We start from the raw sequence: 19578 nt of genomic DNA, 5'->3' as shown, positions 1-19578 counted from the left end.
TTAAAACAATAAATTATGGATACTATGACAACTCCACGAAGGCAATCATGGTCTCACGTTGATCTTGGCGACACTGCCGAAAACGATCCGCTTTTAGCATGCCTTGTTTTACTTACAAGGTATTATCAAAACCCATTCTCTCCACTCTCCCTTGTGGCACGTCTACCCTTGGTTGATAATAAACTAACCGTTGAGTTGTTTCCAAGATCTGCTGGACGAGCCTCACTTGATGCTGAATTAAAAACAATTAAACCTGACGATATTGATGACGAAGATGTTCCACTTGTATTGCTTAAAAATGATGGTGGTGCTGTTTTATTGATATTGGATGACGAAGGAAAGAAAACAGTTCTTGATCCAAAGACTCCAGATACTCGTGTTGAACTTAACGATGTTGCGCCGGAGCTAAGTGGGCAGGTTATTTTGGTGTCCCAACAATTTAAGCATTCACACCGATCTCAGGAAACATTAAAAAAAGAGTCTAAAAACTGGTTTTGGAGTGTAATGATTAAATCATGGCCACTTTATTCTGAAGTGTTGCTTGCTTCTTTGTTAGTTAACATTTTCGCTTTAGTTATTCCCTTATTCACCATGAATGTGTACGACCGGGTTGTACCTAATCATGCAATTGATACGATGTGGGTTTTAGCCAGTGGTGTTGCTGTTGTCTTTATTTTCGATATGCTACTAAAAACCTTACGATCTTATTTCATTGATGTAGCAAATAAACACAGTGATCTCGAGTTATCGGCTGTTATTTTTCAGCAGGTTCTTGGATTAAGTATGTCTAACAGGCCACGTTCTGTTGGTTCATTGGCAAACACGGTGCAATCGTTTGAGATGTTCCGAGATTTCATCACGTCAAGCACAATGACCATCTTGGTCGATCTTCCTTTCGTATGTATCTTTTTATTTGTTGTTTATTTGATTGGCGGCAGTCTATTTTGGATACCCTTTCTTGTAATACCCATAATTTTAATTATTGGCCTCCTTCTTCAATGGCCATTGATTCGGTTAACAAGAAAGGCTTATCAATATGCCTCTGAAAAACAAGCTACCTTATTTGAATCCTTATCAACAATAGAAACTGTTAAAACAACGGGTGCTGAATCCATTCTCCAATCCCGATGGGAGAGAATTGTTAATGAGGCTTCGAAAAATGCTATGCGTCTAAGACTTGTATCGAATACGAGTATCAGTATCACCAATCTTGCTACGCAAGTAGCTACTATAGCAATTGTTATTGCTGGTGTGTATATGATTTCAAATAATGAGTTAACCACAGGGGGCTTAATTGCTTGTACCATATTAACAGGTCGCGCCTTGGCGCCTATGGCGCAGGTTTCAACTCTATTCACACGCTATTTCCAATCAATGAACGCTTTGGAATCATTAAATAATATCATGCAGCTGGAGACTGATATTAGTGAGGATGCTCGTTTTCTTCACCGACCAGCACTAAAAGGCGACATCGAATTTAAACATGTTTCATTTCATTACAAAGATGACGATGTGAATGTCCTTGAAAACATTAATTTTAAAATAAAAACTGGAGAGCGCGTTGCAATAATAGGACGTGTTGGCTCTGGTAAATCAACATTAGGTAAATTATTGTTAAAATTATACACACCTACAGAAGGTACCATTCTTATGGATGGTACAGACTATAAACAAATTAATCCGGATGATTTGCGTCAACAAATTGGTTATGTGCCTCAGGATGTTATTTTATTTTACGGAAGCATTAGAGATAATATATGTGTTGGTGCGCCCTTTATACATGATAGCGCCCTTTTAAACGCAGCTGACATTGCCGGAGTTACCCAATTTACTAACAATCATCCGAAAGGCTTTGATCGACCTGTCGGTGAAAAAGGCTCCGAATTATCTGGAGGCCAAAGGCAATCCATTGCTGTTGCCCGGTCCTTAATTATGGGTCCAAATATTTTGCTTTTGGATGAGCCTACTTCTGCCATGGATGATAATAATGAACGGCAAATTAAAAAAAGGTTACATGAGTATCTCGATGATAATCATACTCTAATTTTAATTACCCATAAATTGTCCATGCTTGAGTTGGTCAATAGAATAATAGTCCTAGAAAATGGTAAAGTAATTGCTGATGGATCTAAAGAAGCAGTACTCAATGCCCTTAAAGCCGGCGTGACTATAAGGAAACAATAACATGAGTAAAACTCACAAGTCTCGAGCTTTTGCCCATATTATTTTATGGACATCAGCAGTATTCATTTTAGTTGCTATAATATGGGCTAATTACGCAATACTTGATGAGGTGACGACTGGTGAAGGCAAGGTCATACCATCCAGTGAGATACAGGTTATCCAAAATCTTGAAGGGGGTATCATACAGAAGATCTTTGTTAAAGAAGGGGAAATAGTTAAGAAAGATCAAATATTGATGCAAATTGACAATACTCGATTTATGTCAAGTTATGCAGAAGCAGAGAAAAAAATTGATGCTCTGAAATTGGAAATTATAAGGATTAATGCGGAAATAAGTCAGACTGAACCTGCCTTTCCGGAGGATCTTAAAAAGAGTTATCCTAGCCTTGTTAAAGACCAGCAATCACTCTACGAATCACGAATGAGAGAATTAGTGCAACTGATAAAGTCTCTTGAATTAGCACAAAAAGAATTAGATATGACTCGTCCTTTATTAAAAAATGGCTCTGTTTCTGAAGTTGAAGTAATCCGTCTGGATAGGACTGTAAACGAAATAAAAGGAAACATTGATAAATTTAAATCCGATGAGTTGGATAAATTAAATAAAGCCCGAGGCGACCTATCGGCCTTAATTGAAGCGAATAAAGCAGATAAGGATCGTTTAACTCGCACTACAGTAAGATCCCCGGTTTACGGGATTATAAAGCAAATTAAAACAACCACTATCGGCGGTGTGGTTCAACCCGGAAGTGATATTATTGAAGTCGTCCCCCTTGATGATACACTCCTGATAGAGGCTAAAATAAGACCAGCTGATATTGGGTTTATCCATCCAGGGCAAAAAGCAGTTGTAAAGATTACAGCTTATGATTTTTCAATCTATGGTGGACTAGAAGGTGAAGTAGAGCAAATTAGTGCTGATACTATTATTGATGAAAATGATAAAAAAAATGAAAGTTATTACGTAATACGGGTTCGTACTTATAAAAATCACTTGGGAACGGCTCAAAAACCATTGCCCATCATTCCAGGTATGCTCGCTACAGTTGATATACTCACGGGTAAGAAATCAGTTTTAGAGTACATACTTAAACCCATAATAAAAGCCAAACATTCCGCCCTGCGTGAACGTTAAGCCAGTTGATAACTCTGACGAAACAAGGGAAAGATATTGAGCAATTTATTCTCAATCAAGTCAATTAAATTGACTATTTGTTTCAGATCTACTTTTAATTAAATCATGATGCTACTGACTCTCGAGTATGCAATATCGTCCTGTGAAAGAGGTCTATTATTAAGCAAGTTGGAGCTGAACTTTTCCTGAAAACTGCACACTGTCGTACTTTTCTCGAATAGCGTTCATTCAATAGTTACCTAAAGAACGCAAATTTTTCGTGTTATCCGTCTTAAACTATCAGCACTCCTTTTAGGCCGATATGGGGTAAAACCCTTGCTTTTATAACCGAGGGATATTGCTTTCACTAGGAAAAGAAGTGGTTTCATGATTACCTGGAAAAGTCTCTCCGGAAAAAAACATAAAAGGTAAAAGTTTGTTTGCTTTCATTTTATGGATAAGACCAGTTGAAAATATTTTAGGCATTTCCTTTTCAACTTCATAGGGTATAGCGAAGGTGACATTTTTGGAAATCTTGTAAGTGAAACTTGGTCGATACATCGATACATTTTCAACCAGAAAACATAAACCAACTTGGAAATATAAGTTCGTATCTGGATTAACTTTATCCTTAATTAATTCATTATTTTGAACCTTGAATAATTGGCGGCGGATATTGGCGATAATTATTCCAATATTTTTATTTATGCTGTCAAGTGCAACTGTTATTTTTCTATTATTAATATCATCCGTGACATTATCCAGTTTAGTAGCCCCCGCCACGTCACCTTGATCTATAAGTAGAGTTTTTAGTTTATTTTCTACGATAATTAATTCTTCAACTAACTTGCCAAATTCATTTACTGGGAATCTTTGAGATTTAAACACGGGTTGCTTGCAAATCAGTTCAGCACGAGCTGCATTTAAAGCAAATAGAACATGGAAATACTTTAGGACAATAGTGGAGGTAAGAAGTTTATCCACTTCATTTTGACATTGCTTGCAACTTTCAAAAACCATATCAAGATTGATCGGGGTTTGATTTCTAATTGGAATGATTGCTTTTAGCAGATGATATATTGCTTTGCTCAAATACAACCAATCAATTACGTGTGAACGGTAGTTTGAAAGTAAATCATCTTTGATGGAAAACCATTCGTTCACTACTATTTCTACATAGGTGGCTTTAAGATCATCTATTTGCTTGTCATCTGCAAAAAGCAACTCTTTAGGCATGTTGTTGAGATAATTTGCAATGCTGGAAATTACACCATTAATAGAGGTCACCGTATTCCCTTCTGTCGAAGAATTTTGTAGCAGTGGCTCGACTAGTTTTTCTTGGATTGCTGCATCTAAAGCCATAACATCAGCACAAATATTATCATGACATTGTCGTACGTCGGATTTTAATTGTTCAAAAAATTCATCGGGGTTGGAAAGAATCGTATTTTCCTCTACACCCAGTGCTGGCAAAATTCGCTCCTTCAATTGATAATATTTAAGACGGGCGATAAATTCATCAGCTGAAAGTTGCATTAACTCGAGGAGGGAGTCTCCCACGAAGAGACCATCTTCTTTTAATTGAATGATTCTTTTAATGTGTTTATTGGCCACTCTTTTTGTTCCTCTTTCTATTCTTCGACTAGGGATTCAAAATGCAAACTTCAGAAATTTTTGTTTGTTCGGTTTCGATCCATTCCTCGGTTGGCCGATGTTTTTAGATTTTGGCAAAAAGAGCCTAATCCGGGTTTTCCATATATCCAGCCCAAACTGACAATGATTGAATAAATGTATTAACTATCAGTGCCTTACACTATATTTTAGCAAATTAAGTCCCCAATTTAAAACCAGTATCCTTCACAATCCCTTTCTATCTTTTAGTGTCACTAGATACCCAAACCCACACATGACATATTTCGATAATTAAACCCAATCCACTAATTTGATTCAAGGCATTTGCTACATGACCATAGCGAAACATCTTCTCTAAGAGCTTTTGGAATAAAGGGTTGAAGGCTTGGATGAGATGTGCTGCTAAATTACCGGATTGGAACAAATGCCACAAACTGCCTCAATATTCATTTCAAATTTTATAATATCCTCTTCCTTATTTAATTTGAAAAAACGATTTGGGTCTTTTTCACGGTCATTTACTAAACCGATGAAAAAATTAGCTATTAGTTTTGCAAGCTGTGAAAAATAATTATACCAGCTCGGCTCTTCTTTAAAGAGAGGCTGGATACTTTTGATTGCACCAGTAGCGAGATCTTTAAAAGCATTTCTATCGAGTTGGGCTGTTTTAAGTGTTTCTAAATGTGGCCTTAGTTGTTCCCTCAACCCAGATATCGCTGAAATCTGCTCAGCAGATCCTTCATTTTGGATTTCTTGTGATAATTTATCAAGCAATAATGAAACCTGATTAGCACAGACTGTGTTTTCTTTGATTATTTGAAGTTTTAATTTGTCTTTTTCTTCAATTTTTTCAAGCTCTAACTGGGCTGTTCCTTGTTGTAAATTTAAAGTTTGAAGAAATTTTTGCACATTTTTAGGTTGTTCTAATAGTGCCTCTAATAATTGCGATAAAGTGCGAGCTATCTGACTGTCCTGCGTAACAAGCCATTCATAAACTCTCTGGGTTTCTGGCAAACTACAAAGAAAGTCAGCTAGAGTATCCAGGTCTTGGGTAGTTAAATCACATATCCCCTGTTTCTTTAATGAATCCTTATAATCACCCAGATTTTTATGTTTTAAACCTGCATTCAAAGCAATACTTTGTAAACAGCTGTTAATTGCAATTTGAGCAATCATTTCTTGTAAACACGCAAAAACCATCCCTACTGTTTCATCAAGATTTAAGTTGAAGCTCTGCTGCCATAGGGTTTTATCTTTAATGCCCGGCCAGAGGGAACTTGCAAGGGTTTGTTCATGGTGGCTTAATTGTTTTAACCAATTCTTTGTTTGATAGTCTTCAAAGTCCGTGGCCCTTTGTGGACAAACCCGATTGAGCTTTTCCATCATGATTTTCATCATGATGAATGCGTCAAAAACGACATCATTATTCGTATTTAAAATGAGTGCCTCATTTAATAATGCCTTATCTATATTTATTGTTTCGTTTAAACCTAAAAAAGAACTAATTAAGAGATTTAAGTCTTCTCTATTAGTTTGTATTATTTGATTATAAAAACGTGGTTTAAGGATGAACCATGCCCCATTATTCCAAATTGATAAATCAGCTTCCAGATTTATTAGATGGACATTTTGAAAAGATGGATTATTGCGCCTGTAAATGATTGGAGTAATCTTCTGTTCATTAAAAGTAAGTTCATTATAATCATTCATCCCTCTTAAAAGGGTATTCTCTAGTGCACAATAACCTGCTGATTTTTTGAGTAATGCCATGAAAGTATCTCTATAGAGCCCTTAATTGAATTAAATTATACTGGTTTCGTATTAACATAATATTAAGGCAGATGTGATTTTGATGGCGCATCCTAATCCTTATCCTTACCTCCCCTTTTTCGGTAACCCGATTATTTTTAGTGTGTACATATCCATCAAACATTTATTAATAAATGCCTTATTGATAACTGGTAGATCGGAACCTGAGTGCAGTTTTACCAAGTTATAAAATTGTGAATTATCTAGTTTTATTTCCTGCTCAATCTCACCGGGTTTTTCCCATTTGTATATGATATGCAATGGTGAGTATTTTTTTTGTATTTTTGTTAATCGTTTTAAGCGTTTGGTAAATTCATGATACCATTCTTCATAATGTTCAATTTTATCTAATTTATAGCCTAATTGTTCTATCCAATTTATGATGACATCAAAGTTGACTGTACTATTTCCTGTTGGATTAGTAACAACGTAGGTAGCATGCCCCGTCGCTGCTATTAATGCATCATCTGCTATTGTGTCAGCTATAAAGTCGACTGGGAGGCCATCAAATGAGGGTTTGAAGCTGGTTTCATTGTCGACTCTATAAAATGATTTTGGCGCTATTCTTGTTTGTATTATTCCAGCAATTAATCGGGTAAAGAAATCCTCGGTATTTATTTCACCGGAATAGTTACTATGAGCGAGAATCATTCCACAACGAAATATATGTACAGGAAGATTAAATTCCTCACTGAAATTTTTTAGCAAAACCTCCCCTGCCCATTTGCTGGTTGCATAACCCTCTGCATAACCTTTGCCGTTATAACGAATTGGCCATTGTTCGCGAATATCTTCTGTTTCTAAAACAATAGAACGATGTTGTAATCCCCTCGAAACTGCTACAGTTGAAATAAAACTTATTGGTTTCAATTTATTTTTAAATGCAAAACGGATGACCTCCACAGTTCCCATTACATTAGTTTCAAATAATTGCTCATAGGAAAAAACATGATTTACAAGTGCTCCATTATGTAAAATCATATCAACCTCAGTTGCCAGTAAATTATAAATTTCATCGTTTAAACCAAAGTTAGGAGAGGTTAAATCTGCGGCATAGACAACAAGATGTTTTTGGGCTAGTTGAATAAAACGATCCTTAAGCGCTGATTCACTGTGTTGAAAACAATTTAACATTCGATTACGGGCCTGGGAGTTATTTTGTGCTCTAACGAAACATACTAATGTTCCATGATTAATCGATAATCTTTCTAATAAAGCCAATGCTAAAAATCTTCCCAGATAACCATTTGCTCCAGTTAATAATATTTTGGAACTTTTTTCCCCTTTTTTTACTTGAGCTAATGTTTTGGCATGTTCTATTTCATGGGTACTAAAAAATGTCGACAATTTTAAATCACTAGCAAACAGTTTAATTTCTTCTGGTGTGTTTGCTTTATATGGGTGTACATCTGTAAATGAAATAGCATGGGCTCTGATACGCTCTGTTTTGCCATGACGTTTATTGTTCACATCTTTGATTAAATTTCTTATGCTGTAAGTAGGATTTAAAATGAGACTAACGGGTATTGAAATCGAATAAATACTTTGAATCATATTCGTTAATCGTACGGCATCCAAAGAATCGCCACCTAAATCAACAAAACTGGAATTGCCAAACTCAACATTGGGTACTCCAAGAATGGCGCGGATTATATGCTCTGTACTTGGATCAGTATGTCCTAAGTTGGCGAGATCCCCGAGTTGTTTTTGTTCAATTTGTTCATACAGTTTTTCTAAGGATTGTTCATACTTCTTCTTTAAATTGTTTCGTGCTAATTTATTACTTTCAGTGACCAATTGATTTTCTTGTGAAAATGGCTCCATTTCAATGATAATGTCCAATGGAATTTCGTAAGATCGTAATTGTTCTGATTTTGCAATTGAATGAATCTCCTGAAGCAAGAGTTGTTTCACATGAATTGGATCTGTGGGCAAACCTTGTTCAGCTAGCTTCTCATTTATAAGGCTAATATTGGGAACTATGACAGATAAAAGATAGGAGCGCTGACTGCTTCCATAGAGGAAAATTTGTTTAATTAATCTGCTGCCACTTGAAAAAAGATGCTCTAACCGCAACAAAGTAACAAATTCGCCGCTTCCTAATTTAATAACATTCTTTACCCTATCAATCAAAAATAGTGTGTTTGGCGCGTGTTCCTCAACAATATCACCTGTTTTAATATATCCATCTGCATCAAATAAATCTGCAGTTGCACTCGGATCTTTATAGTAGCCAATAATTGCACGATTGGTTTTCATATATAATTCACCTCGGGGATAAGGTTTATCCGTAGTGAAATAATTGAGCTCAGGTATACTAACCAGCTTATAATCTATTACATTTTGTGGTGATGTTTGATTATTTAATAACAACACGCCGAGTTCCGTAGAACCATAGACATCAATCACGGGTATATTAAAACAACGTTTTAAAAAACTCATTACTTCAGGTGAGGTTGGTGCTGATGCTGTAATGGCATAAGAAAGTCGATCCCCTAAAGTTCTGTATTTCATTTCAGATATGATTTCATTTTCTATATCTGACCTTTTGGAATTTTTATTTGCTTGCAAACGATTCACTACAGCTATTTGAAAATTCTGGTAAATCAGTTCAGAAATTCGTGGGACGAGATATAAAACTGTAGGTCTTACAAGGAGAAAGTCTTCAAAAATAGTGGACAAATCTGATTCTAAAGCAAAGTAGGTAGTTCCACCCTGCATAAAAGAATTTATAACAATCATGCGTCCAAACATATGGCTTAACGGCATAAAGTTGAGTGTGATTAAAGGGGTATCCGGATCATGTTTATAATACCCGGGCTTACTCCATAATTCCCTCCATGCTTTTTCAGTGATCATAGCACCTTTGGGTAAACCGGTACTTCCTGAAGTGTAAACCAATGTTACAAGTTGATCAGATCCTTTTTGAGGAAGGATTTTTTCCAAAACTACATGTCGTTTTCCCAAACGCTCTAAATCCTCTAATGTCAGTAGGTCACAATTTATTTTTTTATGTCTAAACATCCCTCGCATGGTATTGAGCAGATCGGATTGTTCTTCATCTTCTAAATGACAGTCAATAACAATAATGCTTTTCACAGATGGGCAATGAGTCACTGCATTACAAATCAAATGTAATTGCTTTAAACTAGCAACTAAACATCTCATATTCGTATCTATAACAATTTTTGTCAGTTCTTGTTCTCTCATATTTGTTTGCAAGGGAACAGATATAGCACAGAGATAGAGGCAGGACAGTTCAACTAAAACAAACTCCGGACTGCCGAATCCGCAAATACCCACAAAATCATTTGGGCCCACAAAATTAGAATGATTCCATCCAGTAGCAATGGATGATATTCGTTGCCAGACTTGCTTATAATTTAGTGTTTCAAACTCAGGTAAATAGTGTATTTTATTTCTATGATTAAATTTTATGAGTTCTGTTTTACGAAAACCAAACGCAGGTTTTGATTCATAATTTATACAATATTGTTCAATAAGCTCAATACAACTTAGTGTAGTTTCCATTAGCCTACTCTATAAAAATTGGCTCTACGTGTCTTTGCGGTACATGCCTAAATTGAGTATAGTATCCTCGATTGAAAATTGAAAATGATACAAAAAACTACTCCTGAATTAATACTAGCATCCAATCCTGGGATCTTCTTGAGAGTCAGAATATCTTTTGGGTGACAATTTATTTACAATTTCATTCTTAATTGAACTCGATTCATTGATTAGATCAAAGGCCATCTGTGAGAAAAATGGAGCGAGTTTATTGCCATATCCTGCAAAGCCAGTGTACCAAAATAATCCTGCTTTGTTCGCATCAAAACCAATCAAGGGAAGTGAATCTTCAGTACTAGTTTTTATGCCGACCCAGGTCGATCTTAAGATAGGCATTGGAACTATGACTTGTTTCAGTACATCAAGCATGTGTTCGATAGCTTTATTATCAGGCACTGAAGAGGTGCTGAGATCGTTGATTGGCTTTTTTGTGATGTTGGAGGCCAAAATAAATTCATTGTTCTGGTGCAACTTGGGTTTTATGAAAAAACTCATCACATCGTCAGTGATGGCTGGGATAGTGTTGACTTCCTCAGGTAAAGCTTCAAAACCAATCAAAGCACAGTCTTCTCTTTGTAGATGAACATGCTGATTTTTAAACAATTGAGTGGTCCATGGTCCGGATGCATTGACCACTATGGGTGCTCTGTAGGTGGTTAATGCAGTTTTTATCTGCCAGAGATTGTGTTGCTTCTGAATGCTCAGGACGGTTTCAAATGGATGAAGTGCTATTTTTTTACAAGCCTGAAGAGCTGTTAAGAGTTCGTTTTTAATGCTCTCTATGTTCAGATCGAAATAGTTTTTTTCAAAATACAGGGTTTTGAATTGATTAAAATCAATTAAATGCTTTGTGGCTTCAATGGTTTCGGATGCAAAACCGTAGTTTGTTAGATCAGTAACTGAAGATAGAGTGATGAGGTCTTTGTAGCTAGGATCTTTCATGTGTCCGGCGGGTAACAAAGAGGAAATCAAGCGGCCACGTGCTTTGATGATGTTTGGATTTAAGTTAGTGTAGAAATTGATGCACTCTTGCAGATAGGGTGTAAAGAGTCCTGAAGAATAAGACGATGAAAACCCTGCTAGCGATTGCGAGGTTGTTCCGCTAAAAAAATCATTTTGTTCAATCAAAAGTACTTTGTGAGATTGCATGCATCGATAGGCTAATGAAAGCCCGGCTATACCCCCGCCAATGATAATGATATCGTGCATGGACTTCTCACCTATATAATCCATAAAAAATCAGTGTGAGCACCCTGTCGGGCATAGGTCCAACAAGTACCTAAGAGTTCATCCCAAAATCGGTTCGAAAGATCAGCGGCTTTAACCCTTGTTTGATCAAATAACTTTTAATATATTCAATTTTGTTTTGTAGCTCATGGTCTTGAAGGGATATATATACTCCAGCGCAAGAACCACTATGAGAACCAATTAATCCATAGACAATTTTGTCATCCATCAGTTGTTTTAATTGCTTCACATATCGATTTGGATTGCGTTTTTGATTCATTATGAAACTTGTGGTGGTGATAGAACCAAATAATTCCTCATCCCCATGCTCGCAGGAGTAGATAAAATCGTTCAATAAGTTGACATAGCGGTCTTGTTCACGTTTAGAATAATATACAGTCTTATTGTATTGAATTGTATCGACGATTTTGTCATCAAATACCCCCACAATCACCATGTCGGAAATAATGTTTTTAATAAAATAAATCGGTTCGGAAGTATAATGATTAAACACCAATAGTCCTTGGTATAATGTACTGTCAGAGGGTTCTATTTTCGATAAAATTTGTCCACATAGTTCATTCGAATACTGATTTCCAGCCATCAGATTTAAGGCACGAAATAAGGCAACCAGATCACAAGTAGAACTTCCGAGGCCAACACCGCGTGGTATTACACTTTCAAACATTATTTTATTGTCGATTGATGTGTGCGTCAGGTTATTAAATAACTCTAAAAATTGAGCTTTCTTGAATTCGAGATTTTGGTCTTGAACGAATATGTGTTTGAAAATACGACAAATACAGCGCACCGTGATTGGGCAAGACACTAAAAAGGGAGTATTGGAAGGCAACCAGCCTTGCACAAGCTCTCCGAAATGAGCGTAAGCTACACCTTCATAGTATTCGTCATTAGAGATCCTGTCCATGATATAATCCCCCAGTCAACATTGCGACACATCTATCGCCAGGTTGAATCCAGCCAGTGTTTTTTAATTTCTCATATGCAGCCACGGTAGCGGCAGAAGTATGACATGCATTGACGTATTTTTTTGCCAAAACATTAAAACTGTGCTCTATCTCGTCCTGGGTTACCATGCAAAAACACCCATTCGTTTCATCGACCACCTGTTTGACATAAGGATATGATTTTTTAGGATTGCTGCGTAAAATTGCTTTGGCAGAACCCACGGGATCTTCTGGAATATACGATTCAATGATCTCCGCCGCCCCTTCATTATAAGAGAGACACATAGGTTGGCAGGTATCTTGTTGCACACAGACAATTTTGGGGATTTTCTTTATAAAACCTTGTTTATAAAGCAATTTTACGAGACTGTGAAAGCCAATAATGCCCATACCACTCGATACCGCTTGAATAAACACATCCACATCCCAATCCATTCGTAATAAACTTTCAAGGTATGAGGTTTTTAAACCTTCACGTCTAAAGGGATTAAAGAACCCTCCTTCATAAAAGATATGTTCTTTTTTAGAAAATTCCATACAGGCTTCATCTGCAGCAGAGAGGCTATTTTCTGCTACATGGACTGTTGCATAGGGATTGGTAAAATAAAGTCTTTGTGCATGAAGCGTTGATGCAAAAATATGAACTCGTAAGGCCCCCTGAACTAGATTGGCCCAATACATGTAGCTTGAACCTGTGTTTCCCGAAGACACCAAAGCTACTTCTTTGCAACCCAGTGCAATTAAACTGGGAACAGACATAACACATTGCCTGTATTTGGTACTGATACTGGGCAATACTCCTTCGTTTTTCCCATACAAGATGCTCTCACCCTCTTCTAATGGAATCAAAGGAGTTTCTGTACAATCATAAAACGGATGAAATAAAATAGGTAAAATTTTATGAAAACGCCAGATCCCGGAATAGCGCATATCTATGGAAAATTCTGTGCCTGGATAGTCGCAGGCGATTAATCCACTGCACGCTTTACAATGAAAGTTGAGGCTTAAAGAATCCTCTTTGCCACATTTTAAACAAATAAATCGGCAGTCAGGGTTAAGTTGGACTTGTTTCATATCATTCATTGAACACCTCTTGATAAAAGGCACTAATCATGGATTTTTTGTACTAACACTGATCATTCAACACCTGTAATGTTTTGACTTATTTTTTTATTTCATTGATCCGTAATTCGTGTCATTTATTACTCTATAAGGAGCACCAAATTAGTCTCTCAAAGTGGATATTTGAATCCTCGAAAAACTATTAAACTACCCTAAGTGTTGACCATGTTGTGCTCTTTTTCAAGACACTAATCGACCTTAGATGCTCTTTTAATGATAATAAACAAATAAACTGATTATTTTTTTATCCAGTTTGGCCTGGCTTTAGGCCAACCCTATTTTTCGCCAATATTATCTCCCACTTCAATCCAGTAGTTGTCATTAAAGGGGGGCCATTTAATAACGCTATCTATTCAAGGTGTAAAATCAGCTGATCATCATTAAATAACTCTCCTCTGAGTTTTATCTATTATATCTATTTAAGCACTTCCTCATTGCTAGGCTCTGTATACAAACAATGCCCCCATTATTATCTTTTGTTTCTCTACTCAAACCTCGTGAGATTCTGTAGCTAACATGTTCGCTCAGACAGGAGTTAATATGATGTATGTGAGATTTTACAGACTATTGGTTTTGAGGTTTTTTATTAAGCAGGCGATTAAATGTATCCAGACAGACGGGTTTGTCATCTCTGGTTTGAAAATATCTGAGTGGTGTAAGTAGCGCTATATTCATATTTAAAGCCGGGCATAGTGTTACCCACTCTGCAAAACACTGTTCATTCATTTCATATTTACCATATCCAGTTTGTACATTACCCAGTTTGCAATAAGCAATAGATGCAATCGCATGTTCAAAGGTTGAGTTTTGATTGGCCCAAATATATTGTTTATCTACATGAAACAAAAATCGAGTACCACAATATAAAAGGGCCATCTTTAACCCATTTTGGTATCGTGAATTAAATTCAGCTTTGTAAATATCTTCTTGAGGAATACGTTCATCCTTTTGCGTTAATCGTCCTTGAGCAATATCCTGATAAAACCAAATCAAACGGCGAATGGCGATAGCAGTATTCAAAGTTACTCTGCCAGGAGTTGCATCACCATATTTCCCCTCTAGAAAATCCTTACTATGAGTCGCTCCATGAGCTAACTTGAAGGCAACAAACAACCGGTCTACTGACAGTTGAGTTAAGCCAAAGTTAGTTTGATAATTAAATCTAACTCCATTGTTCATTGTTATTTTTAACAAATTATACCAGCGTTGCAAATTAGTATCAGGTTTGCTTGTGGATATTGAGTGGCCATTCATGTCAGTGACATTGGTTGGATCACCGCTGCTTTCTTTCAGAATCATGGCTAGAATATGGGCATATTTTAAAGGCAAATTTTCATTGAAATAATGGTCTTGAGCATTGGCCATATGCTGATATATAACAAAGTTTTGAAAAACAAGCATCCTGAGGTTATAGTCTATCGCATTACATTTCTCGTCTTGCTCTTCTGCCATCACCTCAGCAACATGTTCGGTTAGGCGTTCAACCTGATCCTCATCAGGTAAACCAATAATATCTGGCAGCCAGCCATTTTCTTCAGGATCTATTACCTCTGGTAAAATGGATTGCTCCGCAGTCGTCTGTGGGACATCATCTCCATAAAGTGGAAAAGCCAACCCCATCAGTAAAGGCAAATAGACACCCAATGCTGTTCTATTGTACTGTTTTTTAAAGTTCATAAGCTGTACCCTTCTGTATTGAGTATAGCTCATAAGAGAATTGTGTCAGAAAAACATACCCTTGGCTTGATTCAGATCATATCGCATTATTGTTGAGTTAGTATGGGATGTGGTACTATTAGTTGAGCCATTAAGTTACCTAACTCATAATTTTTCGATTTTTTTATATAAACTTCCTTAATTGAAATCCCTGCGGTATCTCTTAAATAAAAAAAGCTCCTACACGCACTGAATGTACAAATAAACCTTTGATAATAATAGGTATAAGAAGCAAATATGATAACTAAACCATTAAAAAATACACGAATCCTGATTTCTGGCGCAAGCATTGCTGGGCCAGCACTTGCCTATTGGCTGCAACGCTATGGATTTACAGTTACTGTTATCGAACAGTCTCCGCAATTAAGAACGGGGGGATATAAAGTTGATACTCGAGGAACATGCATCGATGTTCTTAAATCGATGGGAATATATGAACAAGTCAAGAAATTTCATGTTCATACAAAATCCGCGATTTTCGTTGATGATGAAGGAAACACCGTTATGGAAATGCCCGCTACAGAATTAGGAATGAGAGAAAAAGAAGATATAGAACTTTTAAGAGGCGATTTATCAAATCTTCTTTATGAAGCATCTCGGGATAACTGTGACTATATTTTTGGCGACTCTATAAAATCCATAAGTCAAACTGGTGATGAAATTGAAGTTCAATTGGTACATGGACAACCCAGAACATTTGATCTGCTTGTCGGGGCTGATGGTATTCATTCAAATGTGCGCAGCCTAATTTTTGGTGATGAGCAGAATTTTTTATATGATCTCGGACACTATTATTATGGTATTTACAGTGTTGAAAATTATTTGAATTTCGCCAATGAAGAGGTTTTTTACTCGAAAAATAATAAGCAGATTAACCTGTCTTTTACTAATAAACATGATGCTTTTAAAGTAATTTATCTCTTTCAAGATACCCAATTAATGTTTAATTATCGAGATGTTGAACAGCACAAGGAAACGCTGATTAAACAGTACCAAAATGGTAAATGGGAGACTCCCGCTTTATTGAAAGCCATGGACAGCGCTTCTGATTTTTATTTTGACGCTGTGAGACAAGTGCGCATGCAGAGCTGGTCTAAAGGACGAGTCGTACTGGTCGGTGATGCAGCTTATAGCCCTGCTTTAACATCAGGCCAAGGAAGTAGTATTGCAATTGTAGGGGCCTATGTGTTGGCCGGAGAGTTGTTTGCAGCTGGTGGAAATTATGAAACCGCTTTTAGATCTTATGAACAACTCATGAGCAATTATGTGAAACTGAATCAGGCTTTAGGAGAAACCGTAATGCAGTTTATTCTTCCGAAAAACACTTCCCGAATTTCTGGATGGATAAATAAATTGAAATCCTGGGTATTGCCAAAAGATTATGCGATTAAAAAACTACGACAACAATTTCTTATGGCATCAAACGGAATTAAACTTAAAGACTATGTCATATAGGTTTTCCTTGAAAAAACTTAGTAAACAGTCAATTGTTTCAAATGAATTTTGGGGACGATTCTTTCGTCCCTATTGAATCAGCTGACTTTTCTAATCTGGATTGAAATTGCATAAGCCTGAATATACAGGACTTGATCGTATGCCTACCCAACACAAGTAGGGGTTCTTTGCAGGCAGGTACGAAATTTCCCAGAACACCCGGCCTTTGGGGAGCAATGGCTGTTATATCCTTTTCATCAGTGGAAAAACTAAAGTCCAAAGAGTTATGTAGATATCAAAACAACGCGCGATAGCGCGTGTTTTGATAGGAAGTTTCCCAGCTAAAAGCGTTTAATGCTAATTATCAAAATTTTTAGATGCAAGCAAGCCTTGCTCTAGCTCACTATCACCTAAGGTCACACTTGAAAATTCAGCTAAAGCTTTTGACTGCTTAGTTTGATGAAGCGTAAAAAAGGTATTTACAAATTTTTCACGATGCTCTGGTCTAACTAACCCTTGCCCCAACACAGAACCGAGAATCATACCAATGCCTGCAAACAAAACACCTATTGCTTTAATTAAAATTTCCACAGTACGATAAAGCCAGCCATGCCCCATAATTTTATCCGCAATTTTTACTTCATCGGCACACATTTTACGAAAATTATTTATTTCTCTTTCTATTTCATCTTTTTTAGAGGTTGGTTTTAAGTTTTTGAAAAATGTTTCTTGCTCCTTAGTTAACTGATCAAATAGCTTAACACCACGATCTTTAAGCTCCTCATCATTTTCATTAAGTGAATCAAGTGTAGTGTTCAAAGCATCTAAGGCTCTATTAAATTCATATTGAATCTTTTCTTTATTCTTATTAAATTCCAAAATACGAGAGTTGTCATGCTCAGACTCGCTACTCGATGAAATAGGAATTTTAGTTTCTATTGTTTCTTTGGGTAGTTCCATGAATTCTTTACGATCTTTGAATGCTTCAAAGATCATTGGTTTGGTGTAAATACCGTCAATAAATTGTTGTCGTAAACCATTGCATTGAAGAAGTTGTTCTGTATTGATTCTGCCGTAATAAAAGTCAAACAAGTTCTTTTCTATTTCGTTTAGAGCATCTTGAATAGTTGTCTTATTTACACAGGCATATTTAACAGCGGTTTTATCAACAAAACCCATTAATATTTCGCCATCTACTTCAAGTGATGAGGGCTTCGAGGGCGGTAGTGGTTGTGGCACCGATGCCACTGGCGCTGGCACCGGTGAAGATGGATTCTTCATAAAGTCAATAAGAATCTCATTAGTAGTAATATCAAGTTGGTCGGCAATTTGTTTATCTATGCCTAGATTGGATTTCGTGTCAAATGCTTTGATTATATTCTGAGTAACCATTCTTTTGACAGTAGTTCCTTGAGCATTACGAAATTGAAGAATTTCTTTCGTAGTAATACCAAGTTCTTTGGCAATTCTTGTATTGATGCTTACAAGATCCGCATCCTTTAAGTTGATTGCATCTACTATGTGCTGACAGAGTATAGTTCTTACGGAAAATCCTTGGCCATTCTCAATATCAATTGAAAGTTTATATTTTTTTAAAGTTCTAATACGCTGAAGAGTTCTATCCAAATTAATTTCTGGTGTGATCCCGTTAACGATATCATGTAGAATTGTTGTACGACCATTATGACCATTATAAAGAACATTCACATCAACAGCAGAGCCTTGAAAATTATAGGTTATAGCTCGATCAAATAGCGCTCCAGATAAAAACCCAATGGTTTTAGCAGGGTATGTACTGTATCTAGCATTTGCTCCAAACCCTCCAACTTTAATGTTAATTGGAAGCGTTTCTTTAAAAACAACCGGCTTGTGTTTTCCTACTTTTGCGAGCAGCCGATCTGCATGAGTAATTGTAGCTGTCGCATTAGCTTCCATTTCCTCAATTGTTTTAGAGCTAATAATGTGACTTGCGAGAACAGGAACATGTTCCTTCCTACTTCCTAATTGAACAATTAAGCCTTCTAAATGCTCTTTTCCTTTACCATAAGCATGATCTAAACAAATATCGAAGGCTTGAAGGACCATTTGTCCATTTGCTGATGTAATTCGAAGTGCATTTTTATATTGATTCACATCATTTAATGCTGCATAAGTACCTGCCAAAACTAAATTAGGATTACAAGATTGTCCGAGTTCATACAGTTTATCGCGGTCATATTGATCACCTGACAGTGGAATTAGAGATCCATTTCTAGCATATTGAAAATCTATATTTGAGGAGAGCACTTTAGACATATGGTGGACCAAGGGTTGTTCACCAATTTTTTTTGGCGCTTGGACATATAAACTACAATTTTGCATTACCTGATTCGGCCAGCAGACTGGAAAGGTAGCCAGTTGAAGATGCACATTTGGAGGTAATCTTCGCGCTAATTTATGTACTTCATTGATGAGATACTTATATTCATCGATAGTTAGTGGCGAATCTTGAGTATAAAAACTAAACTCATCTAATGAAATACGCGTAATTAATTCACTGTTATCGTGAAGTTTTTCATTTTCTTTTAAATTTGATATATGTTGTAATGCTGCGTTTTCCATCAAATTTGATATATACTGTAACATCCTGTTGGTCCGTTGAGGATCACTTATTCCCGCATAGACAATCACTGGACGTGTCTTAAAATTGCTCTTAGATGGGGAAAAATGAGTTTCTCCAGAATGTTCACTGGTAATGACAACTTCTTGGATTTTTAGCATATAAAAGCTACCTAAATACAAATGGCTTAAGGCATTTTAGCA

11 protein-coding genes are annotated in these 19578 nt (G+C 36.5%); 3 read left to right on the top strand and 8 right to left on the bottom strand.

Going from position 1 to position 19578, the window contains the following annotated elements; all coding sequences use genetic code 11:
* Positions 1 to 24 precede the first annotated feature (24 nt).
* Together IZU94_RS04565 and IZU94_RS04560 are read left to right on the top strand one after the other, a co-directional pair.
* Positions 25 to 2184, top strand: coding sequence for a type I secretion system permease/ATPase (locus tag IZU94_RS04565; RefSeq protein WP_203108457.1), 2160 nt, complete (start codon positions 25 to 27; stop codon positions 2182 to 2184).
* 1 nt (position 2185) lies between these two features.
* Complete coding sequence (locus tag IZU94_RS04560) at positions 2186 to 3319, top strand: HlyD family type I secretion periplasmic adaptor subunit (protein ID WP_203108455.1); 1134 nt, start codon at positions 2186 to 2188, stop codon at positions 3317 to 3319.
* Positions 3320 to 3640: 321 nt separating this feature from the next.
* Here the strand turns inward: IZU94_RS04560 and IZU94_RS04555 are convergent, their stop codons facing one another.
* The 7 genes from IZU94_RS04555 to IZU94_RS04525 form a co-directional block, all read right to left on the bottom strand.
* Positions 3641 to 4912 carry a hypothetical protein gene (locus IZU94_RS04555; RefSeq protein ID WP_203108453.1) on the bottom strand — a complete coding sequence of 424 codons (1272 nt, stop codon included), beginning with the start codon at positions 4910 to 4912 and terminating at the stop codon, positions 3641 to 3643.
* Between the two features lie 420 nt (positions 4913 to 5332).
* Entirely contained in the window at positions 5333 to 6700 is a 1368-nt protein-coding gene (locus IZU94_RS04550) for a hypothetical protein (RefSeq protein WP_203114029.1), read from the bottom strand.
* Between the two features lie 105 nt (positions 6701 to 6805).
* The gene (locus IZU94_RS04545) at positions 6806 to 10270 is read right to left on the bottom strand and encodes a thioester reductase domain-containing protein (RefSeq protein ID WP_203108449.1); all 3465 of its coding nucleotides are present in this window, start codon (positions 10268 to 10270) and stop codon (positions 6806 to 6808) included.
* 114 nt (positions 10271 to 10384) lie between these two features.
* Positions 10385 to 11518 (bottom strand): NAD(P)/FAD-dependent oxidoreductase, encoded by a 1134-nt coding sequence (locus tag IZU94_RS04540; RefSeq protein ID WP_203108447.1) that lies wholly within the window; start codon positions 11516 to 11518, stop codon positions 10385 to 10387.
* A gap of 70 nt (positions 11519 to 11588) precedes the next feature.
* Positions 11589 to 12464 (bottom strand): GHMP family kinase ATP-binding protein, encoded by an 876-nt coding sequence (locus IZU94_RS04535; protein ID WP_203108445.1) that lies wholly within the window; start codon positions 12462 to 12464, stop codon positions 11589 to 11591.
* A complete protein-coding gene (locus IZU94_RS04530) occupies positions 12448 to 13587 on the bottom strand; it encodes a pyridoxal-phosphate dependent enzyme (protein ID WP_203108443.1) in 1140 nt (379 codons plus the stop codon). Before IZU94_RS04530 ends, IZU94_RS04535 begins: the two co-directional genes overlap by 17 nt.
* Before the next feature lie 603 nt (positions 13588 to 14190).
* Complete coding sequence (locus IZU94_RS04525) at positions 14191 to 15303, bottom strand: hypothetical protein (RefSeq protein ID WP_203108441.1); 1113 nt, start codon at positions 15301 to 15303, stop codon at positions 14191 to 14193.
* 276 nt (positions 15304 to 15579) lie between these two features.
* Between IZU94_RS04525 and IZU94_RS04520 the strand changes: the two genes are divergently transcribed.
* Complete coding sequence (locus IZU94_RS04520) at positions 15580 to 16797, top strand: FAD-dependent monooxygenase (RefSeq protein WP_203108439.1); 1218 nt, start codon at positions 15580 to 15582, stop codon at positions 16795 to 16797.
* A gap of 336 nt (positions 16798 to 17133) precedes the next feature.
* Here IZU94_RS04520 and IZU94_RS04515 read toward each other — a convergent pair whose 3' ends face one another.
* Positions 17134 to 19536 carry a hypothetical protein gene (locus tag IZU94_RS04515; protein WP_203108437.1) on the bottom strand — a complete coding sequence of 801 codons (2403 nt, stop codon included), beginning with the start codon at positions 19534 to 19536 and terminating at the stop codon, positions 17134 to 17136.
* Positions 19537 to 19578 lie beyond the last annotated feature (42 nt).

The organism is Legionella bononiensis (genome assembly GCF_016786215.1).
GTDB classification, from domain to species: domain Bacteria; phylum Pseudomonadota; class Gammaproteobacteria; order Legionellales; family Legionellaceae; genus Legionella; species Legionella bononiensis.
This window is presented reverse-complemented; position numbering and strand designations above follow the sequence as displayed.